This window comes from Kutzneria sp. CA-103260 (assembly GCF_018263855.1).
GTDB lineage: Bacteria > Actinomycetota > Actinomycetes > Mycobacteriales > Pseudonocardiaceae > Kutzneria.
Map to the genome: position 1 here is coordinate 8,987,969 of NZ_CP073318.1, position 18,659 is coordinate 9,006,627.

Below are 18,659 nucleotides of genomic sequence, written 5' to 3' on the forward strand. Positions count from 1 at the left end.
ATGGCCACCACCGCGAACGGAACCCGGGCCAGCTTCGGCGAGTACGTGCTGCGCACGCCCGCGGTCGGCCCGACCATCGCGCTTGTTGTCGCGGTTGTCGTGTTCTCCTTGTCCACCAGCACATTTCTCGAACTCGACAACCTCTCGCTGGTGGTCGAGCAGTCGCTGGTGGTCGGCACGATGGCCCTCGGGCAGACGCTGATCATCCTCACCGCCGGCATCGACCTGGCCAACGCGGCCAACACCGTGCTGGCCACGCTGCTGATGGCCAAGCTGGTGGTCGGCGGCGCGCCGGCCTGGCTGGCGCTGATCGTCGGCGTGGCGGCGGCCACCCTGATCGGCGCGCTGACCGGCGTGCTGGTCATCAACATCAAGCTGCCACCGTTCATCGTCACGCTGGGTCTGCTGACGATCCTCACCGCGGTCAGCCGGATCTACACCGGCGAGAGCGTGCCGGTGAACGACGGACTGCTGTCCTGGCTGGGCACGCGGCGCTACCTGTTCGGCGGCATCGAGGTCACCTACGGCATGACGGTGGCGCTCGTGATGTTCCTCGTCGTCTGGTACGCGCTGACGAAAACGGCCTGGGGCAAGCACGTCTACGCGGTCGGCAACGAGCCGGAGGCGGCCCGGCTGTCCGGCATCAACGTGCAGCGCACGGTGATCGGCGTCTACGTCATCGCCGGCCTGATCTACGGCATCGCGGCATGGCAGGCGCTGGGCCGGGTGCCCAACGCGGACCCGAACGCCTACCAGACGGCCAACCTGGACTCGATCACCGCGGTGGTCATCGGCGGCACGAGTCTGTTCGGCGGCCGGGGAAGCGTGCTGGGCACGCTCGTCGGCGCGCTGATCGTGACGGTACTGCGCAGCGGCCTGACCCAGGCCGGCATCGACGACCTGTACCAGAACGTGGCGACCGGCATCCTCGTGATCGCCGCCGTCGCGCTCGACCGGTTCACGCGAGGGAGGCAGCGATGACCGAAGACCTGCTCGCCGGGTCGAGCATTGATCCTGCGCCGATCCTTCAAGCAAGGGGCCTGGTCAAGCGGTACGGCCGGGTGACGGCGATCGACGGCGCTGACTTCGACCTGCTGCCGGGTGAGGTGCTGGCCGTGGTCGGCGACAACGGCGCCGGCAAGTCCAGCCTGATCAAGGCGTTGTCCGGCGCGCTGGTGCCGGATGCCGGCGAGATCAAGGTGGACGGCGAGAGCGTGCACTTCCGCGGGCCGCTGGACGCCCGCCGGTCCGGGATCGAGACCGTGTACCAGGATCTGGCGCTCGCGCCGGCGCTGGACATCGCCACCAACCTGTTCATGGGCCGGGAGCGCCGGCTGGCCGGTTGGCGTGGCCAGTTCCTGCGCACCCTGGACGCCCGGACCATGCGGGCCGAGGCCCAGAAGGTGCTCGACGAGCTGGGCATCAACATCAAGTCGATCACGCAGCTGGTGGAGACGTTGTCCGGCGGCCAGCGGCAGGCCGTCGCGGTGGCTCGGGCGGCGGCGTTCGGCACCAAGGTCGTGATCATGGACGAGCCGACCGCCGCGCTGGGCGTGGCCGAGTCGGCCAAGGTGCTGGAGCTGATCGGCCGGATCCGCGACCGCGGCCTGCCGGTGGTGCTGATCAGCCACAACATGCCGCACGTGTTCGAGATCGCCGACCGCGTCCACGTGCACCGGCTGGGCAAGCGGGTGGCGCTGGTCAAGCCGGGTGAGAGCAGCATGAACGAGGTGGTCGGCCTGCTCACCGGCGCGCTGCGCATGGGTGATGATGGTGTGGTGGAAGAAGTGCGAAACGCTGTGACAGCGGGCCTGGGCAGTCACCGGAAGTCGGCCGAGTGACCAGGATCCTGCTTGCCGGACTGTGCACTGTGGACGTCGTGCAGCGGGTTGACGACATCCCGGCCGCCGGCCAGAAGGTGCAGTCGGAGACGGTGGCGTTGGCCGCGGGTGGACCCGCGGCCAACGCCGCTGTCGCGGTCGCCGCGCTCGGCGGCATCCCGACGCTGATGACGGCGCTGGGCGCCCATCCGCTGGCCCTGCTTGCCTTGCGGGACCTGGATGATCACGGCGTGACGGTGGTGGATCTGTTGCCGGCCAAGCAGGATCCGCCGACGGTCAGCGCCGTGACGGTGCGGGACCGGGACGGTGAACGGACCGTGGTGTCGCACAATGCCGCCGGCACAACGCTTCTGCCGCCGGTGGAGATCCTGGGCTCGGACGCCGTGCTGGTCGACGGGCACCATCCGGCGCTGGCGCTGCGGGTGGCGAAGGCGACCGCCCCGGTGGTGCTGGACGCCGGCAGCCTCAAGGACGTGCACTCCGAACTGCTGCCGCTGGTGGATGTCTGCGCCTGCTCGGCCGCTTATCCGCTCGGCACAAGGGAGTTGCACGACCGCGGCGTGCCGGTGGTGATCCGCACGCACGGCCCCGGCGCGGTCGAGTGGTCGTGCGGCGGCCGGACCGGAGAGGTCGTGGCCCAGCGGGTCGCGGCCCGGGACACGTCCGGCGCCGGCGACGTCTGGCACGGGGCGCTGACCTTCGGCATCGGGCGGCTCGGCCGGGTGCCGACCGCCGACGAGCTGCCGGGCCTGATCGACCTGGCCAACCGGGTCGCGAGCGTCAAGGTGCGACACGTCGGCCCGCGGGGCTGGGTCGACGAGGTGCGAGGGGGAACTTGGTGAGGTTCGACGACCTGGTGGCCCGAGCCGAACGGCTGGCGGTCACCGGCCGGCGATCGGTGCTGGGCATCTGCGGCGCGCCCGGCGCCGGCAAGTCCACCTTGGCGGCACGCGTCGTCGACGCGCTCGGCTACCGGGCCGTGCTCGTCGGCATGGACGGCTTCCACCTGGCCCAGCGCGAGCTGAACCGGCTGGGCCGGGCCGAGCGCAAGGGCGCGCCCGACACCTTCGACGCCGCCGGCTACGTCGACCTGCTCGACCGCCTGCGCCGGCACGGCCCCGACACCGTCTACGCCCCCGAGTTCCGGCGCGAGATCGAGGAGCCGATCGCCTGCGCCGTGCCGGTGCCCCGGGAGGTCCCGCTCGTCGTCACCGAGGGCAACTACCTGCTGCTGACCGACAATCCGTGGGACCGGGTCCGGCCGCTGCTGGACGAGGCCTGGTTCCTGGCCCCGGCCGAGCCGGTCCGGATTGCCCGGCTGATCGCCCGTCACGAGGCGTTCGGTCGCCCGCCCGAGCAGGCCCGCGGTCGCGCGTTAGGCTCCGATCAGGCCAACGCGGTGCGGGTCGACGCCACTTCGGGGCGAGCCGACCTGGTCATCGCTGAGGAGGAGCTGACGTGATCAGGGAACTGCTGACCTCGGCCAGGACGATCGCCGTTGTCGGGCTGTCGACCCAGCCGTGGAAGGCCGCGCACTCGGTGCCGGCCTCGCTCAAGGCCGCCGGCTACCGGGTGATCCCGGTGCACCCGAGCGCCGAGGAGATCCTCGGTGAGAAGGCCTACCGCAGCCTGCTCGACATCCCGGACAAGATCGACATCGTGGACGTCTTCCGCCCCGCCGCCGAGGCTCCGGCCATCGCCGAACAGGCCGTGCAGATCAAGGCCGGCGCACTGTGGCTGCAACTGGGCATCGTCAGCCCGCAGGCCCGGGAGATCGCCGACGCCGCCGGCCTGCCCTACGTCGAGGACCGCTGCATCGCCGTCGAACGGTCAAGGCTGGGCGTGTAGCCGATCGGTCGGCACCGGCAGCGTGAACAGCGCGCCGATGTCGGCCGCGTAGTCGATGCTTTTCACCCGAACGTGGTCGGCATCGGCCTCGATCACCTGCACCGCGATCGGCTCCGCCCGGTCCGGCAGGGTCAGCAGCCAGCGCCCGGCCAGGTAGCTCAGGCCGATCTCGTCCAGCACCGCCGCCGCGTCGTGCTCGTCGCCGGCCTCGCCCAGCGGGTGCCCGAACAGCGTCACCGGCACGAAGCCGGCCTCGCCCGGCCGCAGGTAGCCGAGCAGTTCGCCGTCCTCGTCACGGTGATGCGGAAGCCAGTCCTGGGGGATCACGCTTGCAGTCTCCCGACCCGGTCGAGCGGTTTTCCGCCGGCGAGGGCCTTCCCCAGGATCCGGACCAGCTCCTGCTGGTCCTCCGCGCTCAGGTTCGAGACCGGCGAGGCGTGGGTGAAGGCCGTGATCACTTCCTGGCGGGCGGCCCGGCCGGCATCGGTGAGGGACAGCACGCGGTAGCGGCGGTTCCTCGGGTCCTCGGCGCGGGTGACGTAGTCGAGCTTCACCAGCCGGTCGGAGATGAACGTGAGGCTGGAGGCGGCGCAGCGCAGGCGTTGCGCCAGCACGCCCATGGTGGGCGGCGGCTCGGCCGGGTCGATGGCCCACAGCGCGTAGGCGGTGGCGAGGGTCAGCCCCAGCCGGTCGAGATCGGCCTCGGCGCCGTGGGTCGTCTCCATCATCGTTTCCCACACGGCTTCGAGCGCGGTCGACGGCGGGTTGTGCATGCCTCGATGGTATGGGGCTTGAACTCTTCGGGACCGTACGGTCAGGCGTCGACGGGCGACTCTTCCTCGGCCGGCCGGCGGCTGTCCTGGCGGTACTGGACGACGCCGATGACGGTGGTGGTGAGCACGACGCCGACGGCGACGACCAGGGCGGCGGTCTTGAGCCAGGGGACCTGGTCGAGCAGGCCGGTGCCGAAGTAGCCGATGGTCATGAACACGCCGACCCACGCGCCGGTGCTGACGACGGAGGCGAGCAGGAACTTCACCGGGTTCATCCGGGCCGCGCCGGCGATGGTGGGGACGACGGTGCGCACCCACGGGACCATGCGGGCCAGGGTGACGGCCCAGAATCCCCAGCCGTCCAGGAGCCGCTGGGCCCGTTCCAGGTTGCGCCGGTTGAGGATCTTGCCGTCGCGCCGGGCCACGAACTTGTGGCCGGTCTTGCGGGCGAACAGGTAGCCGCACTGCCCGCCGCCGACGCCGGCGGCCCAGGCCAGGCCGGCGAACAGCCACGCCTGGCCCCAGTGGTGCTGCTGGGCGAAGAAGATGCCGGCGGTGAACAGCAGTGAGTCGCCAGGGAAGAGCAGGCCGATCAGGAAGCCGCACTCGACGAAAATGCACACGAGAGCGATCACCGTCAGCACTACGGGGCCGACGGCGTCCAGTGAACCGAAGGCCATCTCGTGCGTGGGCACGCTCGACACCCTATGTCGTCGCCACGGCGGCTGTCCCCGAACCGTGTGAAGGGGACAGCCGCCGCGTTGGTGAGTGCTACTCCGGGTAGCCCAGCTCCACGTCGTGGACGGCTTCCTGACCTGCGGTGACGCGCAGCGCGGCGGCCACCGGCGGGTATCCGCTGGCGATGACCGTGTAGTCGCCTTCGGACAGATCACCGAAGTTGTACTGCCCGTCCGTACCCGTGGTGGCGACCGCCACGACCTGCCCGTCCGGTGACACCAGGGTCACCCGGGCGTCGGCCAGCGGCAACCCGTCCAGGCCACGGGCCACGCCCTCCAGGGTCGCGCCGCCGGTCAGTTCGACGTCCTGCCGGGTGGTGCCGCTGTCGCCGATGCTCACCGGCAGCGCGGTCGGCCGGTGCGAGGCGGCGCTGACGACCAGGGTGTAGTCGCCGCCGACCAGCTCACGGAACTGGTAGGAGCCACCGGCGTCGGTGGACCGCGAGCCCACGACCTCGCCGCGGGTGTCGGCCAGCGTGACGGTGGCCTCGACCACCGGGGCGCCGCCGAGCGCGGTGACCACGCCGACCAGCCCGCCGGTGCCGGCCAGCACCACGTCGAAGTCCACCGGAGCCCCGTTGACCACGACGGTGGAGGCCTGCGGCTGGTGCGAGCCGGCCGAGGCGATCAGCACGTACGTGCCGTTGGCCGGCGCGGCCAGGTCGTAGCCGCCGTCCTGCCCGCTGACGGTCCGGCCCACCTGCTTGCCGTTCAGGTCGATCACGGTGAGCGCGGCGGCGTCCACCGGGCTGCCGTCGGGCCGCCGCACGAAACCGCGGACCGGGGTGCCGACCAGGAGGGAGCCCTCCAGGTGCGAGTGGCCGTTTCCCCCAGAACCATTGACACTGCCGTTTCCGTTCAGCGCGTGCCGGCCGTTGGTGTCGAACGGCTCGGTGGCGGTGGCCACCGCGGCCGGCACCGGCTCGGGCTCCGGGGCGGTCAGCAGCACGCCGTCCTCGGCCGCCTGGGCCTGGATGCCGGACTGCGTGCGCAGCGGCACCTCCTTGGTGAACACCGTCAGCACGAAGGCCACGGCGGCCACGATCGCGGCGCCGAAGAACACGATGTGCATCGCGTTCGTGAAGCCCTCCTGGAACGGCTGGGCCAGGACCGCCGGGTTGAGCTGCTGGATGAACGAGGAGTCCTGCAGCGCGCCGCCGGCGCCGCCGCCCTTGAGCGCCGAGAACAGCGGCGCGTTGGCCGGGTTCTGGACCACCGACGGGGTGTGGATGGCGGTCTGGAACGCCTGCGTCGGCACGATCGCCTTGAACGCGTCGGCGATCTTGTCGCCCACCGTGCTGAACAGCAGCGACAGGAAGACCGCGGTGCCGACGGTGCCGCCCATCGACCGGAAGAAGGTCGCCGACGAGGTGGCCACACCCATGTCCCGCGGCGGCACCGCGTTCTGGGTGGCCAGGGTCAGCGTCTGCATGCACAGGCCCAGGCCGATGCCGAAGATCGCCATGTAGATGTCGACCTCGACCAGGCTGGTGTCCCAGTGCAGCTGGGTGGCGAACAGCACGGCGCCGGCGATCAGCAGCACGGTGCCGATGACCGGGAAGACCTTGTACCGGCCGGTGCGCGAGGTGATGATGCCGGAGCCGAGCGAGGCGATCATCATCGACAGCACGAACGGCAGCATCAGCAGGCCGGACTGGGTCGGGGTGTTGCCCTTCACGATCTGCAGGTACTGCGGGATCATCGCGATCCCGCCGAACATCGCCACGCCGACCAGCACGCCGGTGATCGAGGTCAGGCTGAACACCGAGCTGCGGAACAGCCGCAGCGGGATCAGGGCGTCGTCCTTGGCGTAGTGCTCGGCGACCACGAAGGCGATCAGGCCGACCGCGCCGACGATGTAGCAGATCCAGGCGTTCTGCGAGGTCCAGCCCCAGTCGCGGCCCTGCTCGGCCACGATCAGCAGCGGCACCAGGCCGATGGAGATGAACGCCGAACCCAGCCAGTCGATGCGCCGCTTCACGTTGCTGGCCCGGCGCGGCAGGTTGAGCACGATGGCCACGACCGCGAAGGCGGCGATGCCGATCGGCACGTTCACCAGGAACACCCAGCGCCAGCCGTCGATGCCCAGAATGCTGGACTGGCCGGCCAGGGCGCCGCCGATGACCGGGCCGAGCACGCTGGAGGTGCCGAACACGGCCAGGAACATGCCCTGGTAGCGGGCCCGCTCGCGGGGCGGCACGATGTCGCCGATGATGGCCAGGGCCAGCGACATCAGGCCGCCGGCGCCGATGCCCTGGAACGCGCGGAACGCGGCCAGTTCGTACATCGACGTGGAGAAGGTGCAGGCCAGCGAGCCGACCACGAAGATCAGGATCGCGGCCAGGTAGAACGGCTTGCGGCCGTACATGTCGGACAGCTTGCCGTACAGCGGCGTGGCGATGGTCGAGGTGATCAGGTAGGCGGTGGTTGCCCAGGCCTGCTCGTCCAGGCCGTGCAGCTGGTCGGCGATGGTGCGGATGGCGGTGGAGACGATGGTCTGGTCCAGCGCCGCCAGGAACATGCCCAGCATCAGGCCGGACAGGATGGTGAGGATCTGTCGGTGGGTGAATGTCCCCGGGACGTGCTCCGCCTTGCTGGTGGGCGCCGCCACCGGAGCGGCCGTGCTCGTCATCGTGTTGCCTTTCGCTGCTCGGCGATCGCGGTGGCCAACTGCGGTCGGTAGTTCTCGATGTCGGTGTTGAGCGCGTCGAACAGCTCCACGAGCTGTTGGCGGCGCGCGATCGACCAGGTCCCCAGCATCTGGTCGATGTGGTGGTTGCGCTCGGCGCGCAGGTCGTCGAAGAGCTGGGTGCCGGCGTCGGTGGCGGCAAGCAGGCAGGCGCGCCCGTCCAGCGGATCGGCCCGCCGTTCGACCAGGCCGGCACGGACCAGTTGGGCCACCTGTCGGCTGACCGTGGACGGGTCCGAATGGACCGCGTCGGCCAGCGCGCTGGTCCGTTGCGGGCCGTTGAGTACCAGGTTGGCCATCAGCATGTAGCCGGCCTTCTCGACGCCGTGCGGCTTGTCGTTGAACTGGTGGTGGGCCCGCTCCAGCAGCCGAAGGAAGCGGACCAGCTGGAGCCCCAGCTGGTCGGCGTTGTCCAGCCGCTCCTGGGTCGTCTCCATGTCCTACCTCCCTCGAAGATCGATGGTTGCTTCAACCAATCAGTTGGATAGTACAAGCATCTGTCCGAACAGAGTAGTGGGCAAGTCCAATCGTTGTGAGACTCAACACTCGACCGGGTGACTAACGTGAACTGCATGAACGCCGTCGTTCAGGCCCTGCGGGACGCGCTCGGATCCGACTCGGTCCGGGTCGACCCTGACGTCACCGCCTCCTACAGCCGCGACATGATGCCGCTGGCCCCGGTCGGGCAGCCGCTGGCCGTGGTGTTTCCCGAGAACGCCGAGCAGGTGCAGGCCGTGGTCCGCATCTGTGGCGGGGCGGGCGTGCCGATCGTGCCGCGCGGCGCCGGCAGCGGCCTGTCCGGCGCGGCCAACGCCATCGACGGCTGCGTGCTGCTGGTGACCACCCGGATGAAGGCCATCCTGGAGATCGACCAGGACAACCGGCTGGCTGTGGTCGAGCCGGGCGTGGTCAACCTGGACCTGCGCGACGCCGTGGAGAAGCACGGCCTGTTCTACCCGCCGGACCCGTCCAGCTACGACTGGTGCTCCATCGGCGGCAACCTGTCCACCAATGCCGGCGGCCTGTGCTGCGTGAAGTACGGCGTGACCACGGATTCCGTGCTGGGACTGGAAGTCGTGCTCGCGGACGGCTCGCTGCTCAAGACCGGCCGCCGCACCGTGAAGGGTGTCGCCGGCTACGACCTGACCAAGCTGTTCATCGGCAGCGAGGGCACGCTTGGCGTGATCACCAAGGCGGTGCTGGCGCTGCGGCCGCTGCCGCAGGTGCCCGCCACCCTGATGGCGGCGTTCAGCACCACCGAGGCGGCCGGCGTGGCGGTGACCAGCATCGTGCGCGCCGGCGTCGTGCCGTCCCTGATGGAGATCATGGACGCGGTCTCCATCAAGGCCGCCGAGCAGTACCTCAAGACCGAGGTCGGCCCGCCCGGCTGTGAGGCGTTGCTGCTGTGCCAGTCCGACGCCGGCGGCGAGGTGGCCCGGCTGGAGCTGGAGAAGGTGGAACTGGCCTGCCAGGCCGCCGGCGCCGACCTGACCTACGTGACGACCGATCTGGCCGAGGGCAAGATGCTGCTGGCCGCCCGGCGGGCCGTGCTGACCGCGCTGGAGATCTACGGCACCTGGCTCACCGACGACCTGTGCGTGCCCCGGACCGCGATCGCCGACCTGATCTCGGGCTGCCAGACCATCGGCGAGCGGAACCGGGTCAAGATCGCTGTGGTCGGGCACGCCGGCGACGGCAACATGCACCCGACGCTGGTCTACGACCCCGCCGACGCCGAGGAGTTCGCTCGGGTCCGGGTCGCCTTCGACGAGATCCTGGCGCTGGCCCTGGGCCTGGGCGGCACGGTGACCGGCGAGCACGGCGTCGGCCGGATCAAGCAGGAGTGGCTGGCCCGCGAGATCGGGTCGGTGGGGCTGGCCGTGCACCGGTCCATCAAGCAGGCGCTGGACCCGGGCAACCTGTTCAACCCGGGCTCGATGTTCGCTATGGAATAGCCCGGAACCCGACCTGGCGCAGTACCCGCAGCACGAACTCGTGCACGTCGTCGTGGCGGGGCGGCACCAGCAGCCGGTAGAACAGCGCGCCGATGATGATGTCCACCACCACCTCGGGGTCGGAGTCCGCCGGCAGCAGGCCCTCCCGTACGGCCCGCTCGATCAGGCGGACCCCGCCTTCCCGGCGGCGGGCCCCGGACGCCGCCCAGAAGGCGTCGAACAGCTCCGGGTGGCTGAAGGTGGAGCCCATCAGCTGGGCCAGCAGCGGGGCCAGATTGCGGTCGGCGACGGCGTCGGCCATCGAGCCGACCATTCGGGCCAGCACCTCCGGGTAGGGCAGGGTGTCGTACTCCTCGTCGGTCAGGTCCGGCGCGTTGCGGCCGTAGACGATGGCCTGGGCCAGCAGCTCCTCCTTGGACGACCAGCGCCGGTAGACGGTCAGCCGGGCCACGCCGGCCCGCTTGGCGATCTGCTCGATGCTGGTGCCGTCGACCCCGCGCTCCGCGAACAGGTCCAGCGCCGCCCGCAGGATCGCCGTGTCGGCCTCGGGGTCCCGGGGCCGACCGGCGGACTTCAGGTCGTCAGTGTTGCGCGCAGCCACGCCTCCAGCCTTGCCGGTGACGGCCGTCCCTGCCAAGCCAGGTGGCCGTCGGGGCGGACCAGTTTCACCGTGGGACCGGTCTCCACCAGGAGGTCTTCGCCGAGGTGTTTCTGGGCCACGGCCACGTGTGGGTCGTTCTCGGAGGGGACTGTGATCACCCAGCGGCCGTTGGTCCAGCGGGGCGCGATCTCCGGGTCGCGGTCCCCGTGCGGGCCGAGCGGGCCGCGGCGGTAGGTGATGGCCAGCTGGCTGGTCCGGTCGAACAACTTCCGTTGCGCCGCAGGGAGATTCATCAGCGGCAGGAGCACGGTGTCCCGCAGGATCCGACGCCAGGCGCCCATGCCCAGCACGAACGACGTCAGCGCGGTGGTGCCGCTCAACACCTCCTCGGCAATCGGCCGCCGCTCCTTCTCGTACGTGTCGAGCAGCTGCTCACCGGCCCGACCGTTGACCACCATGGCCAGCTTCCAGGCCAGGTTCTCGGCGTCGCCGATGCCCGTGTTCATGCCCTGGCCGCTGAACGGGCTGTGCACGTGGGCCGCGTCCCCGGCCAGGAAAACCCGGCCGTGGCGGTAGGTTCCGGCCAGTCGGCGGTGGATGGTGAACGACGAGGTCCAGTCGCAGGACGTGATCCGGGCGGTCAGGCCGGTCCGCTCGGGCAGCATCTTTTCCAGCTCGGCCAGCACATCCACCTCGCCGGTGCCGGGGAAGTCGCCCTGGATCCGCCAGAGATCCTTGCCCGGCAACGGAAACGCCGCGAACATGCCGGACTGTCCGAGCCAGGTCGTCACGCCGCCGCGGTCCAGCGGCCAGTCCATGTGCACGTCGGCCAGCAGGAAGCGCTCGGTCAGCGGCACGCCCGGGAAGTCGATGCCGGCGATCTTGCGGACCGCGCTGTGCGCCCCGTCGCAGCCGAGCAGCCAGTCGCCCTCGATCGGCTCCCCGGCCCGCACCGTCACACCGTTCGCGTCCTGGGCGATGTCCGTGACCCGGGTGCCCCACTCGACCTTGCCGCCGAGTTCGGAAAGTCGGTCCCGCAACGACTTCTCGATCTCCGACTGACCGATCAGCACGCCCTGGCCCTTCAGGTGCTCCAGACGCAGCGTCATCAGCGCGCGGCCGCCGGCCATCGCCTTGACGAAGCCGATGTTCATGCCCCGCGCCGGCAGGTCGCCCAGCGCCCGGACCCGGTTGATCACCTCCGCTCCCCGCGGCTGCACGCCCAGCGCGCGCGACGTCGTGGCCGGTCCCTCGGCCGCGTCCAGCACCCGCGCCGGCACGCCCCGCTGCATCAGCGCGCACGCCGCCGTCAGCCCGGTCGGCCCCGCGCCCACGATCAGCACCGTCATGACCCCTCCCCAGGGTTTGTAAACAGTACAGAACTGTTTACAAATTGGAGCAGAAGAAACCGCCCCTGTCGAGGGGCGGTCCTCGCTACCGGAAACTGAAGTCGCGGCTCAGCGGATCCGGTCGATGCGCTGGGTGGCGTCCATGTCCTCGCCCCGCATGTCGAACTGCTGGGTGGCCTCCATGGGCGTCTCGCCGGCGGCCTCCTTCGCCTGGCGCTCGCGGCGGCCCTTGATCACCTCGAACACGATCGGGATGACCGACAGCACCGGGATGGCGATCAGGAAGATCTCCAGGTGGTCGTGCACCAGCGGGACCTGGCCGAGGAAGAAGCCGAGCAGCGGCACGATCACCGCCCAGGCCACGCCGCCGACGGCCGAGTAGGTGAAGAACTTGCGCTGGTCCATCTTGCTGATGCCGGCGACGGCGGTGATGAACGTGCGCACGATGGGCACGAAGCGGGCCAGGATGATCGCCCGGGCGCCGTACTTCTCGAAGAACTCGTGCGTGTGCTCGATGTGCTTGCGCTTGAAGATCTTGGAATCCGGGTTGCTGAACAGCTTCGGGCCGACGGCGGCGCCGATGTAGTAGCCGGTCACGTTGCCGACGACCGCGCACACCGAGAGGATCACGCAGGCCAGCCAGATCGGCATGTCCACCACGCGCTGGGCGATCAGCAGCCCGAGGGTGAACAGCAGCGTGTCGCCCGGAATCAGGAAGCCGATCAGGATGCCGCAGTCGGCGAAGATCAGCAGAGCCACGCCCAGGAAGACGTACGGCCCCAAGCCCTGCAGGATCGTGTTGGCGTCGAGCCAACCCGGCAGGGCGACAGTGGTGGTCGTGCTCGCGAGGAACGCGGTGTTCACGATTCCCCAAGGTACAGGTGCCGCCTGTGTGTCCGGTTCAGAGCATACTCAGCAGCCCGGCCACGGCCCCACCGGCCAGCCCCAACACCAGCGCGAACAGCAGGATCAGCCAACCCGGGACCTGCCCCCGCTCGGCCCGCATCTTGGTGGTCGGCACGGCGTTGGTGGCCACCGCGTCCGGCGTCACCGGGCTGGTCGGCGGCTCCATCAGCAGGTGGTCGAACTCGCCGACCGGCGGGCCGACGGTGCTGCCCACCTCGCTGCCGGAGATCAGCCCGAAGCCAGGGCCGCCGGCCGAGCCGTACAGGTTCTCCAGCGGCGAGAAGCGCTCGGTTTCGTAGTGCTGCTGGGCGTTGTTGATCCGGAGCGTGGCCACCTCGCCGGTGATCTGGCCGGACGACAGCTCCCGCAGCACCATCTCCTCGGTGAACGGGCTGTCCCCGGACCGCTGCGGAGGCGTGGGCGGCTGCGGGGAGGCCGCAGGCTCGGCCTCGGGTTTGGCCTCGGCTTCCGGACCGGCCGGCTTCGGGTCGGCGGTCTTCTCGGCGTCGACCGCAGGCTCGGCCTGATCCGCTTCGGCGTCCGCCTGATCCGTGACGGACTCCGCCTCGGCGGCCTCGTCCGGCGCCGCGGGCTCGTCCTCGGCGGTCGCCTCGGGCTGATCCGGGGCCTGCTCGGCGGCCTTGGTCAGCACGGCGGGCAGCGGTGGCATCGTCACCGGCGTGCTCACCGCCTGGGCGCGCAGCGCCTCGGCCAGCAGCCGCTCCGGATCGTCCGACTTGCTCACGGTGACCACGTTAGTTGCTTCTGAGCACGCCGAGCAGCCGGGTCACCTCGGCGGCGACGGCCGCCCGACCCGGGGCCAGGTACTTGCGGGTGTCCACGACCTGGGGATTCTCGGTCAGATAGGCCCGCACCGCGGTGGTGAAGGCGTTGTTCAGATGGGTGGCGATATTGATCTTCGTCATGCCGGCCTCCACCGCCCGGGTGAGGTCCGCGTCGGCCACGCCGGACGAGCCGTGCAGCACCAGCGGCACGCCGACCTTCTCCCGCAGCAGCCGGATCAGGTCGAAGTCCAGGGCGGCGTCCCGGGTCAGCATGGCGTGCGAGCTGCCGACGGCCACCGCCAGCGCGTCCACGCCGGTGGCCTCGACGAACTGGCGGGCCTCGTCCGGGTCGGTCCGCGCGCCCGGCGCGTGCACGCCGTCCTTGCCGCCGACCTCGCCCAGCTCGGCCTCCACGTGCACGCCGGCCGCGTGGCAGCGGCGCACCACCTCGGCGGTGGCCCGCACGTTGTCCCCGTAGTCCAGCTTGGACGCGTCGAACATGACGCTGGTGAAGCCCAACTCGACCGCCTCGGCCACCAGGTCGGCGCTCTCCGCGTGGTCGAGGTGCACGGCCACCCGGGTCGAGGACTGCCGGGCCACGGCCAGCGTGGCCAGGCCGATCGGGGCCAGCGAACCGTGGTAGCGCACGGCGTTCTCGCTGATCTGCAACACCACCGGCGCGCCCGCCGCCTCCGCCCCGGCGACCAGCGCCTCGGCGTGCTCCAGCTGGATCACGTTGAACGCGCCCACGCCACGGCCCGCGGCGGCAGCGGCGTCGACGATCTCGCCGGTCGGTGTGAGCGTCACGAACGGTCCTCCCGAAAACCCCTGCGGTACACGTCCAGCACCCGCAGCTTCTCGTCCAGCACGACAAAGTCCGCCAACAGGCCCACCGCGATCGCGCCGACCCGGTCGGCCAGGCCCAGCAGCTGGGCGGGCCGGCCGGCGGTCGCGGCGACCGCCTCGGCCATCGAAAGCCCGCACTGCTGCACGAAATTGCGGAAGGCCAGGTCCATGGTCAGGGTGCTGCCGGCCAGCGAGCCGCCGGCCAGCGTCGGCACCCCGTCCTGCACGGTGACCTCCAGCCCGCCCAGGTCGTACACGCCGTCGCCCATGCCGGCGGCGGCCATCGCGTCGGTGATCAGCACCGTCCGGGACGGCCCGGCGTGGTGCGCGGCCAGCCGGACGGCGGTCGGGTGCAGGTGCACCAGGTCGCAGATCAGCTCGACGGTGACCCGCTCGTCGTCCAACAGGGCCCCGACCGGCCCAGGCTCGCGATGGTGCAGCGGGCGCATGCCGTTGAACAGGTGGGTGGCCACCGAGGCGCCCGCGTCCACCGCCGGCGCCACCTGGGCCTCGGCCGCGTCGGTGTGTCCGATCGCGACGATGACTCCGTTGTCCACCAACAACTTCGTCGCCTCCACCGCGCCTTCCAGCTCGGGGGCGATGGTCACCATCCGGATCGTGTCGCCGCCGGCCGCGAGCAGCGTGCGCACGGAGTCGAGGTCCGGCGGCCGCAGCACCCGGGGATCGTGCGCGCCGCAGCGGGCCGCCGACAGGAACGGGCCCTCCAGGTGGATGCCGGCGATGTCACCGCCGCGGACCAGCTCGGCCAGCTCGCTGACCTGCCGAGCCAGCTCCTTGATCGGCCGGGACACCAGGCTGGCCATCGTGGTGGTGGTGCCGTGCCGGCGGTGTGCGGCGATCGCCAGACCCGGGTCGTGGCCGGTGAAGGCCCGGCCTCCGCCGCCGTGGACGTGAATGTCGACGAAACCCGGGACCAGCCACTGGCCGCCGAGGTCGACGGTGCCCCGGTCGATCGACACTGTGGACCGCGGGCCAGCGCCGACGGCGTCGATCCGGCCGTCGGTCACCGACACCCAGCCGGGGTCGAGCACGCCGTCGGGCGTCAGCACCCGTCCGTTGGCCAGCACCAGGTCCGCCACTCGTCACCCCTCCACGGCGTCTATCGCCATCAGCGCGGCACCCAGACAGCCTGCCTCATCGCCGAGGGCGGCGAGCAGCAATTCGGGCTGCCGCTGGAACACGATCAGCTCGGTCAGCCGCTTGCGCAACGGCTCGATGAGCAGATCACCCGCCAGTGCCAACCCGCCGCCGAGCACCACGGCCTCCGGCCCGAGCAGCGTGGCGGCGATCAGGATGCCCTTGGCCAGCGCGTCGACGGCGTCGTGCCAGACGGCGACGGCGTCCGGGTCGCCCTGGCGCACCAGGTCGGCGACCACGGAGGCCCGGTCCACCTGCTTGCCCGTACGCGCCGAGTAGCGGCGGGCGATGGCCGCCGACGAGGCCACGGTCTCCACACAGCCGCGCTGTCCGCAGCCGCACGGCTCGCCGTGGCCGACGTCCACGTGCCCCAGCTCGCCGCCGTGCACGTGGAGCCGGCCGCCGATCATCAGCGCGGCCGCGATGCCGGTGCCGATGGGCATGATCACCACGTCGGTCAGGCCCTTGGCGGTGCCCAGCCGGTGCTCGGCCAGGCCGCCGGCCCGCACGTCGTGGCCGAAGCTGACCGGCAGGCCGGTCCGCTCGGCCAGCAGCAGCCGGAACGGGAAGTCCCGCCAGCCCAGGTTGGCCGAGAACACGCCGATGCCGTTGTCCTCGTCGACCACGCCCGGCACCACCACGCCGACCGCGTCGACGGCGTGGTCGACGGCCCCGCTCAGCTCGGCCACCAGCTCGACGATCGCGTCGACCACCGCGTGCGCGGTGGTCGTGCCGTCCTCGCCGCGCGGGGTGGCGCGGCGCCGGCTGGTCACCACGGCCGCCTCGGTCGACGTCCCGGCGACCAGGGCGGCCTTCATGTCAGTGCCGCCGACGTCGACGGCCACCACGTACCTAGTGCGAGCCACGAGCGGAGGTAAGCATCATTGGTCTACACCTCGCAAGACAACGGAGCGGGTCAGATGCCGCGGCTGGTCCGGGTCGAGGCCCTTGCCCAGGGCGATCGCCACGGCCAGTCGCTGAACGGTCACGAGCTCGGCCATCGGGTCCCGGTCGCCGGCCCGGAACACGCCGCCGGTCGCGGCGATCTGCTCCGGCAGCCCCTCCGGGGCGGTGCCGAACATCCAGGCCACCCGGTTCGGGCCGGTGATGCTGATCGGGCCGTGCCGGTACTCCATCGCCGGGTACGACTCGGTCCACGCGCCGGCGGCCTCCCGCATCTTCAGGCCGGCCTCCAGGGCCAGCCCGTTGGTCCAGCCCCGGCCGAGGAAGGTGAACTGCTCGGCGCCGACCAGCTCGTCGGCCAGCGGCTCGACCACGGCCAGCTCGGCGTCGGCGATCGCCCGGCCCAGGTCCTCGCCCAGGCTGCTGCGCAGCAGGGCCAGCACCGAGGTGGCGAAGCGGGTCTGCACCACCGAGCGCTCGTCGGCGAAGTCCAGCACCACCAGCTGGTCGGCCTTGCCCACGATGGGCGTCTCCGGGTCGCCGATCAGGGCCAGCGTCGGCGTCGTGCCGCGCAGCCGGTCCAGCAGGTCCAGCACCTCGGTGGTGGTGCCGGAGCGGGTGATGGCCACGACCCGGTCGTAGCGGCGGGAGAACGGGAACTCCGAGGCGGCGAACGCGTCGGTCTCGCCCTGGCCGGCGGACTCCCGCAGCTGGGCGTAGGACTGGGCGACGAACCACGACGTGCCGCAGCCGACCACCGCGACGCGCTCGCCCGCCGCTGGCAGACTGTCGGGCGCCAGCGCGGCGGCCCGCCGCCAGCAGTCCGGTTGCGAGATGATCTCCGTCTCCACGAAGTGTGCGCTCACGGTGCTCCCTCGACTGCTCATTACTGTCTGAAACCAAGCATACTGGTGCACAAATACGCACTGAAAGGGTCAATCGTGAACCGGTACGAGCGGCTCACCGCCCTGTTGGAGCTGCTCGCCGAGCGGGGCCGGATCGAGGTCGAGGAGATCGCCGAGGAGCTGGCGGTGTCGGCCGCCACCATCCGCCGCGACCTCGACCACCTGGCCGAGCAGCAGCTGCTGACCCGCACCCGCGGCGGCGCGGTGGCCCACGCGGTCTCCTACGACCTGCCGCTGCGCTACAAGACGGCCCGGCACGCCGACGCCAAGCTGCGCATCGCCCGGGCCGCCGCCACCCTGGTCGACAAGGGGGCCGTGGTCGGGCTGAACGGCGGCACCACCGCCACCGAGGTGGCCAGGGCCCTGGCCGCGCGGGCCGACCTGGACCTGACCATCGTCACCAACGCCCTCAACATCGCCAACGAGCTGGCCGTCCGGCAGCAGATCAAGCTGGTGGTCACCGGCGGCGTGGTGCGGCCCCAGTCCTACGAGCTGATCGGCCCGCTGGCCCGGCTCATCCCCGAGGAGCTGACCCTGGACGTCACCTTCCTCGGCGTCGAGCAGGTCGATCCCACGGCCGGCGCGTCGGCCCGCAACGAGGGCGAGGCCGCCATCAACCGGCTGCTGGCCGAGCGGTCCGGCCGGGTCGTGGTGGTCGCCGACTCGTCCAAGCTGGGCGGCTCCGCGTTCGTGCGGATCTGCCCGACCGAGCAGATCAGCGGCCTGATCACCGACGCCGACGCCGACGAGGCCGTGGTCCGCGAGTTCCGCGACCATGGCGTCGACGTGCTCCAGGTCTAGTTGGCCATCGCCTTCTGCAGGGCGTCCAGGGCGCGGCTGGCGGTGGACTTCACGGTGCCCTTGGAGATGCCGGTGGCGTCGGCGATCTCGGCCTCGGACAGGTCCCCGTAGTAGCGCAGCACGAGCACCTCACGCTGCCGCGGCGGCAGCTTGGCCAGGGCGTTGACCACGGCCTGGTGCTCGGCGGTCAGCATGGCCAGGCTCTCCGCCGAGCGCGCGTTGGCGGTGTGCGGCGGCGTGTAGTCGCGGGCCGTCTTGCGGCGGCGCAGCACCGAGCGGCTGCCGTTGACCACGGCGGTGCGCAGGTAGCCGACGGCCGCCTGGGCGTCGCGCAGGCCACCCCAGTTGCGGTGCAGGCCGGCGAAGGCCTCCTGCACCACGTCTTCGGCCGTCGCCGGCTCGTCGACCAGCAGGATCGCCAGCCGGACCAGGCGCATCCGGTGCTGGCGGTAGAGATCTTCCAAGGTCAGCGGCGCAACCGTGGAGGGTTCCGGGCCGTCTACCGCTCGGAGGCTGGAGAGGGTCCGCTCAACACTGCTCGGCTGCACGTCCACGGCGGCGA

The 18,659-nt window shown here is 71.1% G+C and carries 21 protein-coding genes; 7 read left to right on the forward strand and 14 right to left on the reverse strand.

Features of this window, described 5'->3' with window-relative positions; translation table 11 throughout:
* From JJ691_RS39825 to JJ691_RS39845, 5 genes are read left to right on the forward strand one after another with little or no spacing between them, the layout of a single operon-like run.
* The gene (locus tag JJ691_RS39825; RefSeq protein ID WP_211764650.1) at positions 1–981 is read left to right on the forward strand and encodes an ABC transporter permease; all 981 of its coding nucleotides are present in this window, start codon (positions 1–3) and stop codon (positions 979–981) included.
* A complete protein-coding gene (locus JJ691_RS39830; RefSeq protein ID WP_211764651.1) occupies positions 978–1,841 on the forward strand; it encodes an ATP-binding cassette domain-containing protein in 864 nt (287 codons plus the stop codon). The genes JJ691_RS39825 and JJ691_RS39830 overlap by 4 nt, the downstream gene beginning before the upstream one ends.
* Before the next feature lie 5 nt (positions 1,842–1,846).
* The gene (locus JJ691_RS39835) at positions 1,847–2,683 is read left to right on the forward strand and encodes a PfkB family carbohydrate kinase (RefSeq protein WP_211772007.1); all 837 of its coding nucleotides are present in this window, start codon (positions 1,847–1,849) and stop codon (positions 2,681–2,683) included.
* Complete coding sequence (locus JJ691_RS39840) at positions 2,677–3,303, forward strand: nucleoside/nucleotide kinase family protein (protein ID WP_211764652.1); 627 nt, start codon at positions 2,677–2,679, stop codon at positions 3,301–3,303. Before JJ691_RS39835 ends, JJ691_RS39840 begins: the two co-directional genes overlap by 7 nt.
* Positions 3,300–3,689: a CoA-binding protein gene (locus JJ691_RS39845; RefSeq protein ID WP_211764653.1), complete on the forward strand. Its 390-nt coding sequence runs from the start codon at positions 3,300–3,302 to the stop codon at positions 3,687–3,689. The genes JJ691_RS39840 and JJ691_RS39845 overlap by 4 nt, the downstream gene beginning before the upstream one ends.
* Here JJ691_RS39845 and JJ691_RS39850 read toward each other — a convergent pair.
* The 5 genes from JJ691_RS39850 to JJ691_RS39870 form a co-directional block, all read right to left on the reverse strand.
* A complete protein-coding gene (locus JJ691_RS39850; protein WP_211764654.1) occupies positions 3,672–4,016 on the reverse strand; it encodes a hypothetical protein in 345 nt (114 codons plus the stop codon). The two genes, JJ691_RS39845 and JJ691_RS39850, sit on opposite strands and share 18 nt — an antisense overlap.
* Positions 4,013–4,462, reverse strand: coding sequence for a MarR family winged helix-turn-helix transcriptional regulator (locus tag JJ691_RS39855; RefSeq protein ID WP_211764655.1), 450 nt, complete (start codon positions 4,460–4,462; stop codon positions 4,013–4,015). The genes JJ691_RS39850 and JJ691_RS39855 overlap by 4 nt, the downstream gene beginning before the upstream one ends.
* Positions 4,463–4,503: 41 nt before the next feature.
* Entirely contained in the window at positions 4,504–5,157 is a 654-nt protein-coding gene (locus tag JJ691_RS39860) for a DedA family protein (RefSeq protein ID WP_249227310.1), read from the reverse strand.
* Positions 5,158–5,233: 76 nt separating this feature from the next.
* The gene (locus JJ691_RS39865) at positions 5,234–7,831 is read right to left on the reverse strand and encodes an MFS transporter (RefSeq protein ID WP_211764656.1); all 2,598 of its coding nucleotides are present in this window, start codon (positions 7,829–7,831) and stop codon (positions 5,234–5,236) included.
* Positions 7,828–8,325, reverse strand: coding sequence for a MarR family winged helix-turn-helix transcriptional regulator (locus JJ691_RS39870; RefSeq protein ID WP_211764657.1), 498 nt, complete (start codon positions 8,323–8,325; stop codon positions 7,828–7,830). Before JJ691_RS39870 ends, JJ691_RS39865 begins: the two co-directional genes overlap by 4 nt.
* 135 nt (positions 8,326–8,460) lie before the next feature.
* On the opposite strand from JJ691_RS39870, the gene JJ691_RS39875 reads away from it, so the two are divergent.
* Positions 8,461–9,843 carry an FAD-binding oxidoreductase gene (locus JJ691_RS39875; protein WP_211764658.1) on the forward strand — a complete coding sequence of 461 codons (1,383 nt, stop codon included), beginning with the start codon at positions 8,461–8,463 and terminating at the stop codon, positions 9,841–9,843.
* On the opposite strand, the gene JJ691_RS39880 is transcribed toward JJ691_RS39875, so the two are convergent.
* From JJ691_RS39880 to JJ691_RS39915, 8 genes are all read right to left on the reverse strand, one after another.
* Positions 9,833–10,444 (reverse strand): TetR/AcrR family transcriptional regulator, encoded by a 612-nt coding sequence (locus JJ691_RS39880; RefSeq protein ID WP_211764659.1) that lies wholly within the window; start codon positions 10,442–10,444, stop codon positions 9,833–9,835. The two genes, JJ691_RS39875 and JJ691_RS39880, sit on opposite strands and share 11 nt — an antisense overlap.
* The gene (locus JJ691_RS39885) at positions 10,417–11,793 is read right to left on the reverse strand and encodes an FAD-dependent monooxygenase (RefSeq protein WP_211764660.1); all 1,377 of its coding nucleotides are present in this window, start codon (positions 11,791–11,793) and stop codon (positions 10,417–10,419) included. Before JJ691_RS39885 ends, JJ691_RS39880 begins: the two co-directional genes overlap by 28 nt.
* A gap of 108 nt (positions 11,794–11,901) precedes the next feature.
* Positions 11,902–12,657, reverse strand: coding sequence for a DedA family protein (locus tag JJ691_RS39890; RefSeq protein ID WP_249227311.1), 756 nt, complete (start codon positions 12,655–12,657; stop codon positions 11,902–11,904).
* Between the two features lie 37 nt (positions 12,658–12,694).
* Entirely contained in the window at positions 12,695–13,444 is a 750-nt protein-coding gene (locus JJ691_RS39895; protein WP_211764661.1) for a hypothetical protein, read from the reverse strand.
* A 10-nt stretch (positions 13,445–13,454) separates the two neighbouring features.
* Positions 13,455–14,291, reverse strand: a complete 837-nt coding sequence (locus JJ691_RS39900; RefSeq protein WP_211764662.1) for a class II fructose-bisphosphate aldolase — start codon at positions 14,289–14,291, stop codon at positions 13,455–13,457.
* On the reverse strand, positions 14,288–15,430 hold the full coding sequence (gene nagA, locus JJ691_RS39905; RefSeq protein ID WP_249227312.1) for an N-acetylglucosamine-6-phosphate deacetylase: 1,143 nt from the start codon (positions 15,428–15,430) through the stop codon (positions 14,288–14,290). Before nagA ends, JJ691_RS39900 begins: the two co-directional genes overlap by 4 nt.
* Positions 15,431–15,433: 3 nt before the next feature.
* A complete protein-coding gene (locus JJ691_RS39910; protein WP_256449315.1) occupies positions 15,434–16,354 on the reverse strand; it encodes an ROK family protein in 921 nt (306 codons plus the stop codon).
* Positions 16,355–16,369: 15 nt separating this feature from the next.
* Positions 16,370–17,257, reverse strand: a complete 888-nt coding sequence (locus tag JJ691_RS39915) for an SIS domain-containing protein (RefSeq protein WP_249227313.1) — start codon at positions 17,255–17,257, stop codon at positions 16,370–16,372.
* Positions 17,258–17,332: 75 nt separating this feature from the next.
* Here JJ691_RS39915 and JJ691_RS39920 point away from each other — a divergent pair, with 75 nt between their 5' ends.
* Entirely contained in the window at positions 17,333–18,097 is a 765-nt protein-coding gene (locus JJ691_RS39920; protein ID WP_211764664.1) for a DeoR/GlpR family DNA-binding transcription regulator, read from the forward strand.
* Here JJ691_RS39920 and JJ691_RS39925 read toward each other — a convergent pair.
* On the reverse strand, positions 18,094–18,651 hold the full coding sequence (locus tag JJ691_RS39925; RefSeq protein WP_249227314.1) for a SigE family RNA polymerase sigma factor: 558 nt from the start codon (positions 18,649–18,651) through the stop codon (positions 18,094–18,096). The two genes, JJ691_RS39920 and JJ691_RS39925, sit on opposite strands and share 4 nt — an antisense overlap.
* Positions 18,652–18,659: the final 8 nt, after the last annotated feature.

Bases quoted from the DNA above. Each gene is read 5' to 3' on its own strand.
- JJ691_RS39875 (WP_211764658.1), top strand. From the start codon at position 8,461: ATGAACGCCGTCGTTCAGGCCCTGCGGGACGCGCTCGGATCCGACTCG.
- JJ691_RS39870 (WP_211764657.1), bottom strand. From the start codon at position 8,325: ATGGAGACGACCCAGGAGCGGCTGGACAACGCCGACCAGCTGGGGCTC.
- JJ691_RS39855 (WP_211764655.1), bottom strand. From the start codon at position 4,462: ATGCACAACCCGCCGTCGACCGCGCTCGAAGCCGTGTGGGAAACGATG.
- JJ691_RS39885 (WP_211764660.1), bottom strand. From the start codon at position 11,793: ATGACGGTGCTGATCGTGGGCGCGGGGCCGACCGGGCTGACGGCGGCG.
- JJ691_RS39825 (WP_211764650.1), top strand. From the start codon at position 1: ATGGCCACCACCGCGAACGGAACCCGGGCCAGCTTCGGCGAGTACGTG.
- JJ691_RS39865 (WP_211764656.1), bottom strand. From the start codon at position 7,831: ATGACGAGCACGGCCGCTCCGGTGGCGGCGCCCACCAGCAAGGCGGAG.
- JJ691_RS39830 (WP_211764651.1), top strand. From the start codon at position 978: ATGACCGAAGACCTGCTCGCCGGGTCGAGCATTGATCCTGCGCCGATC.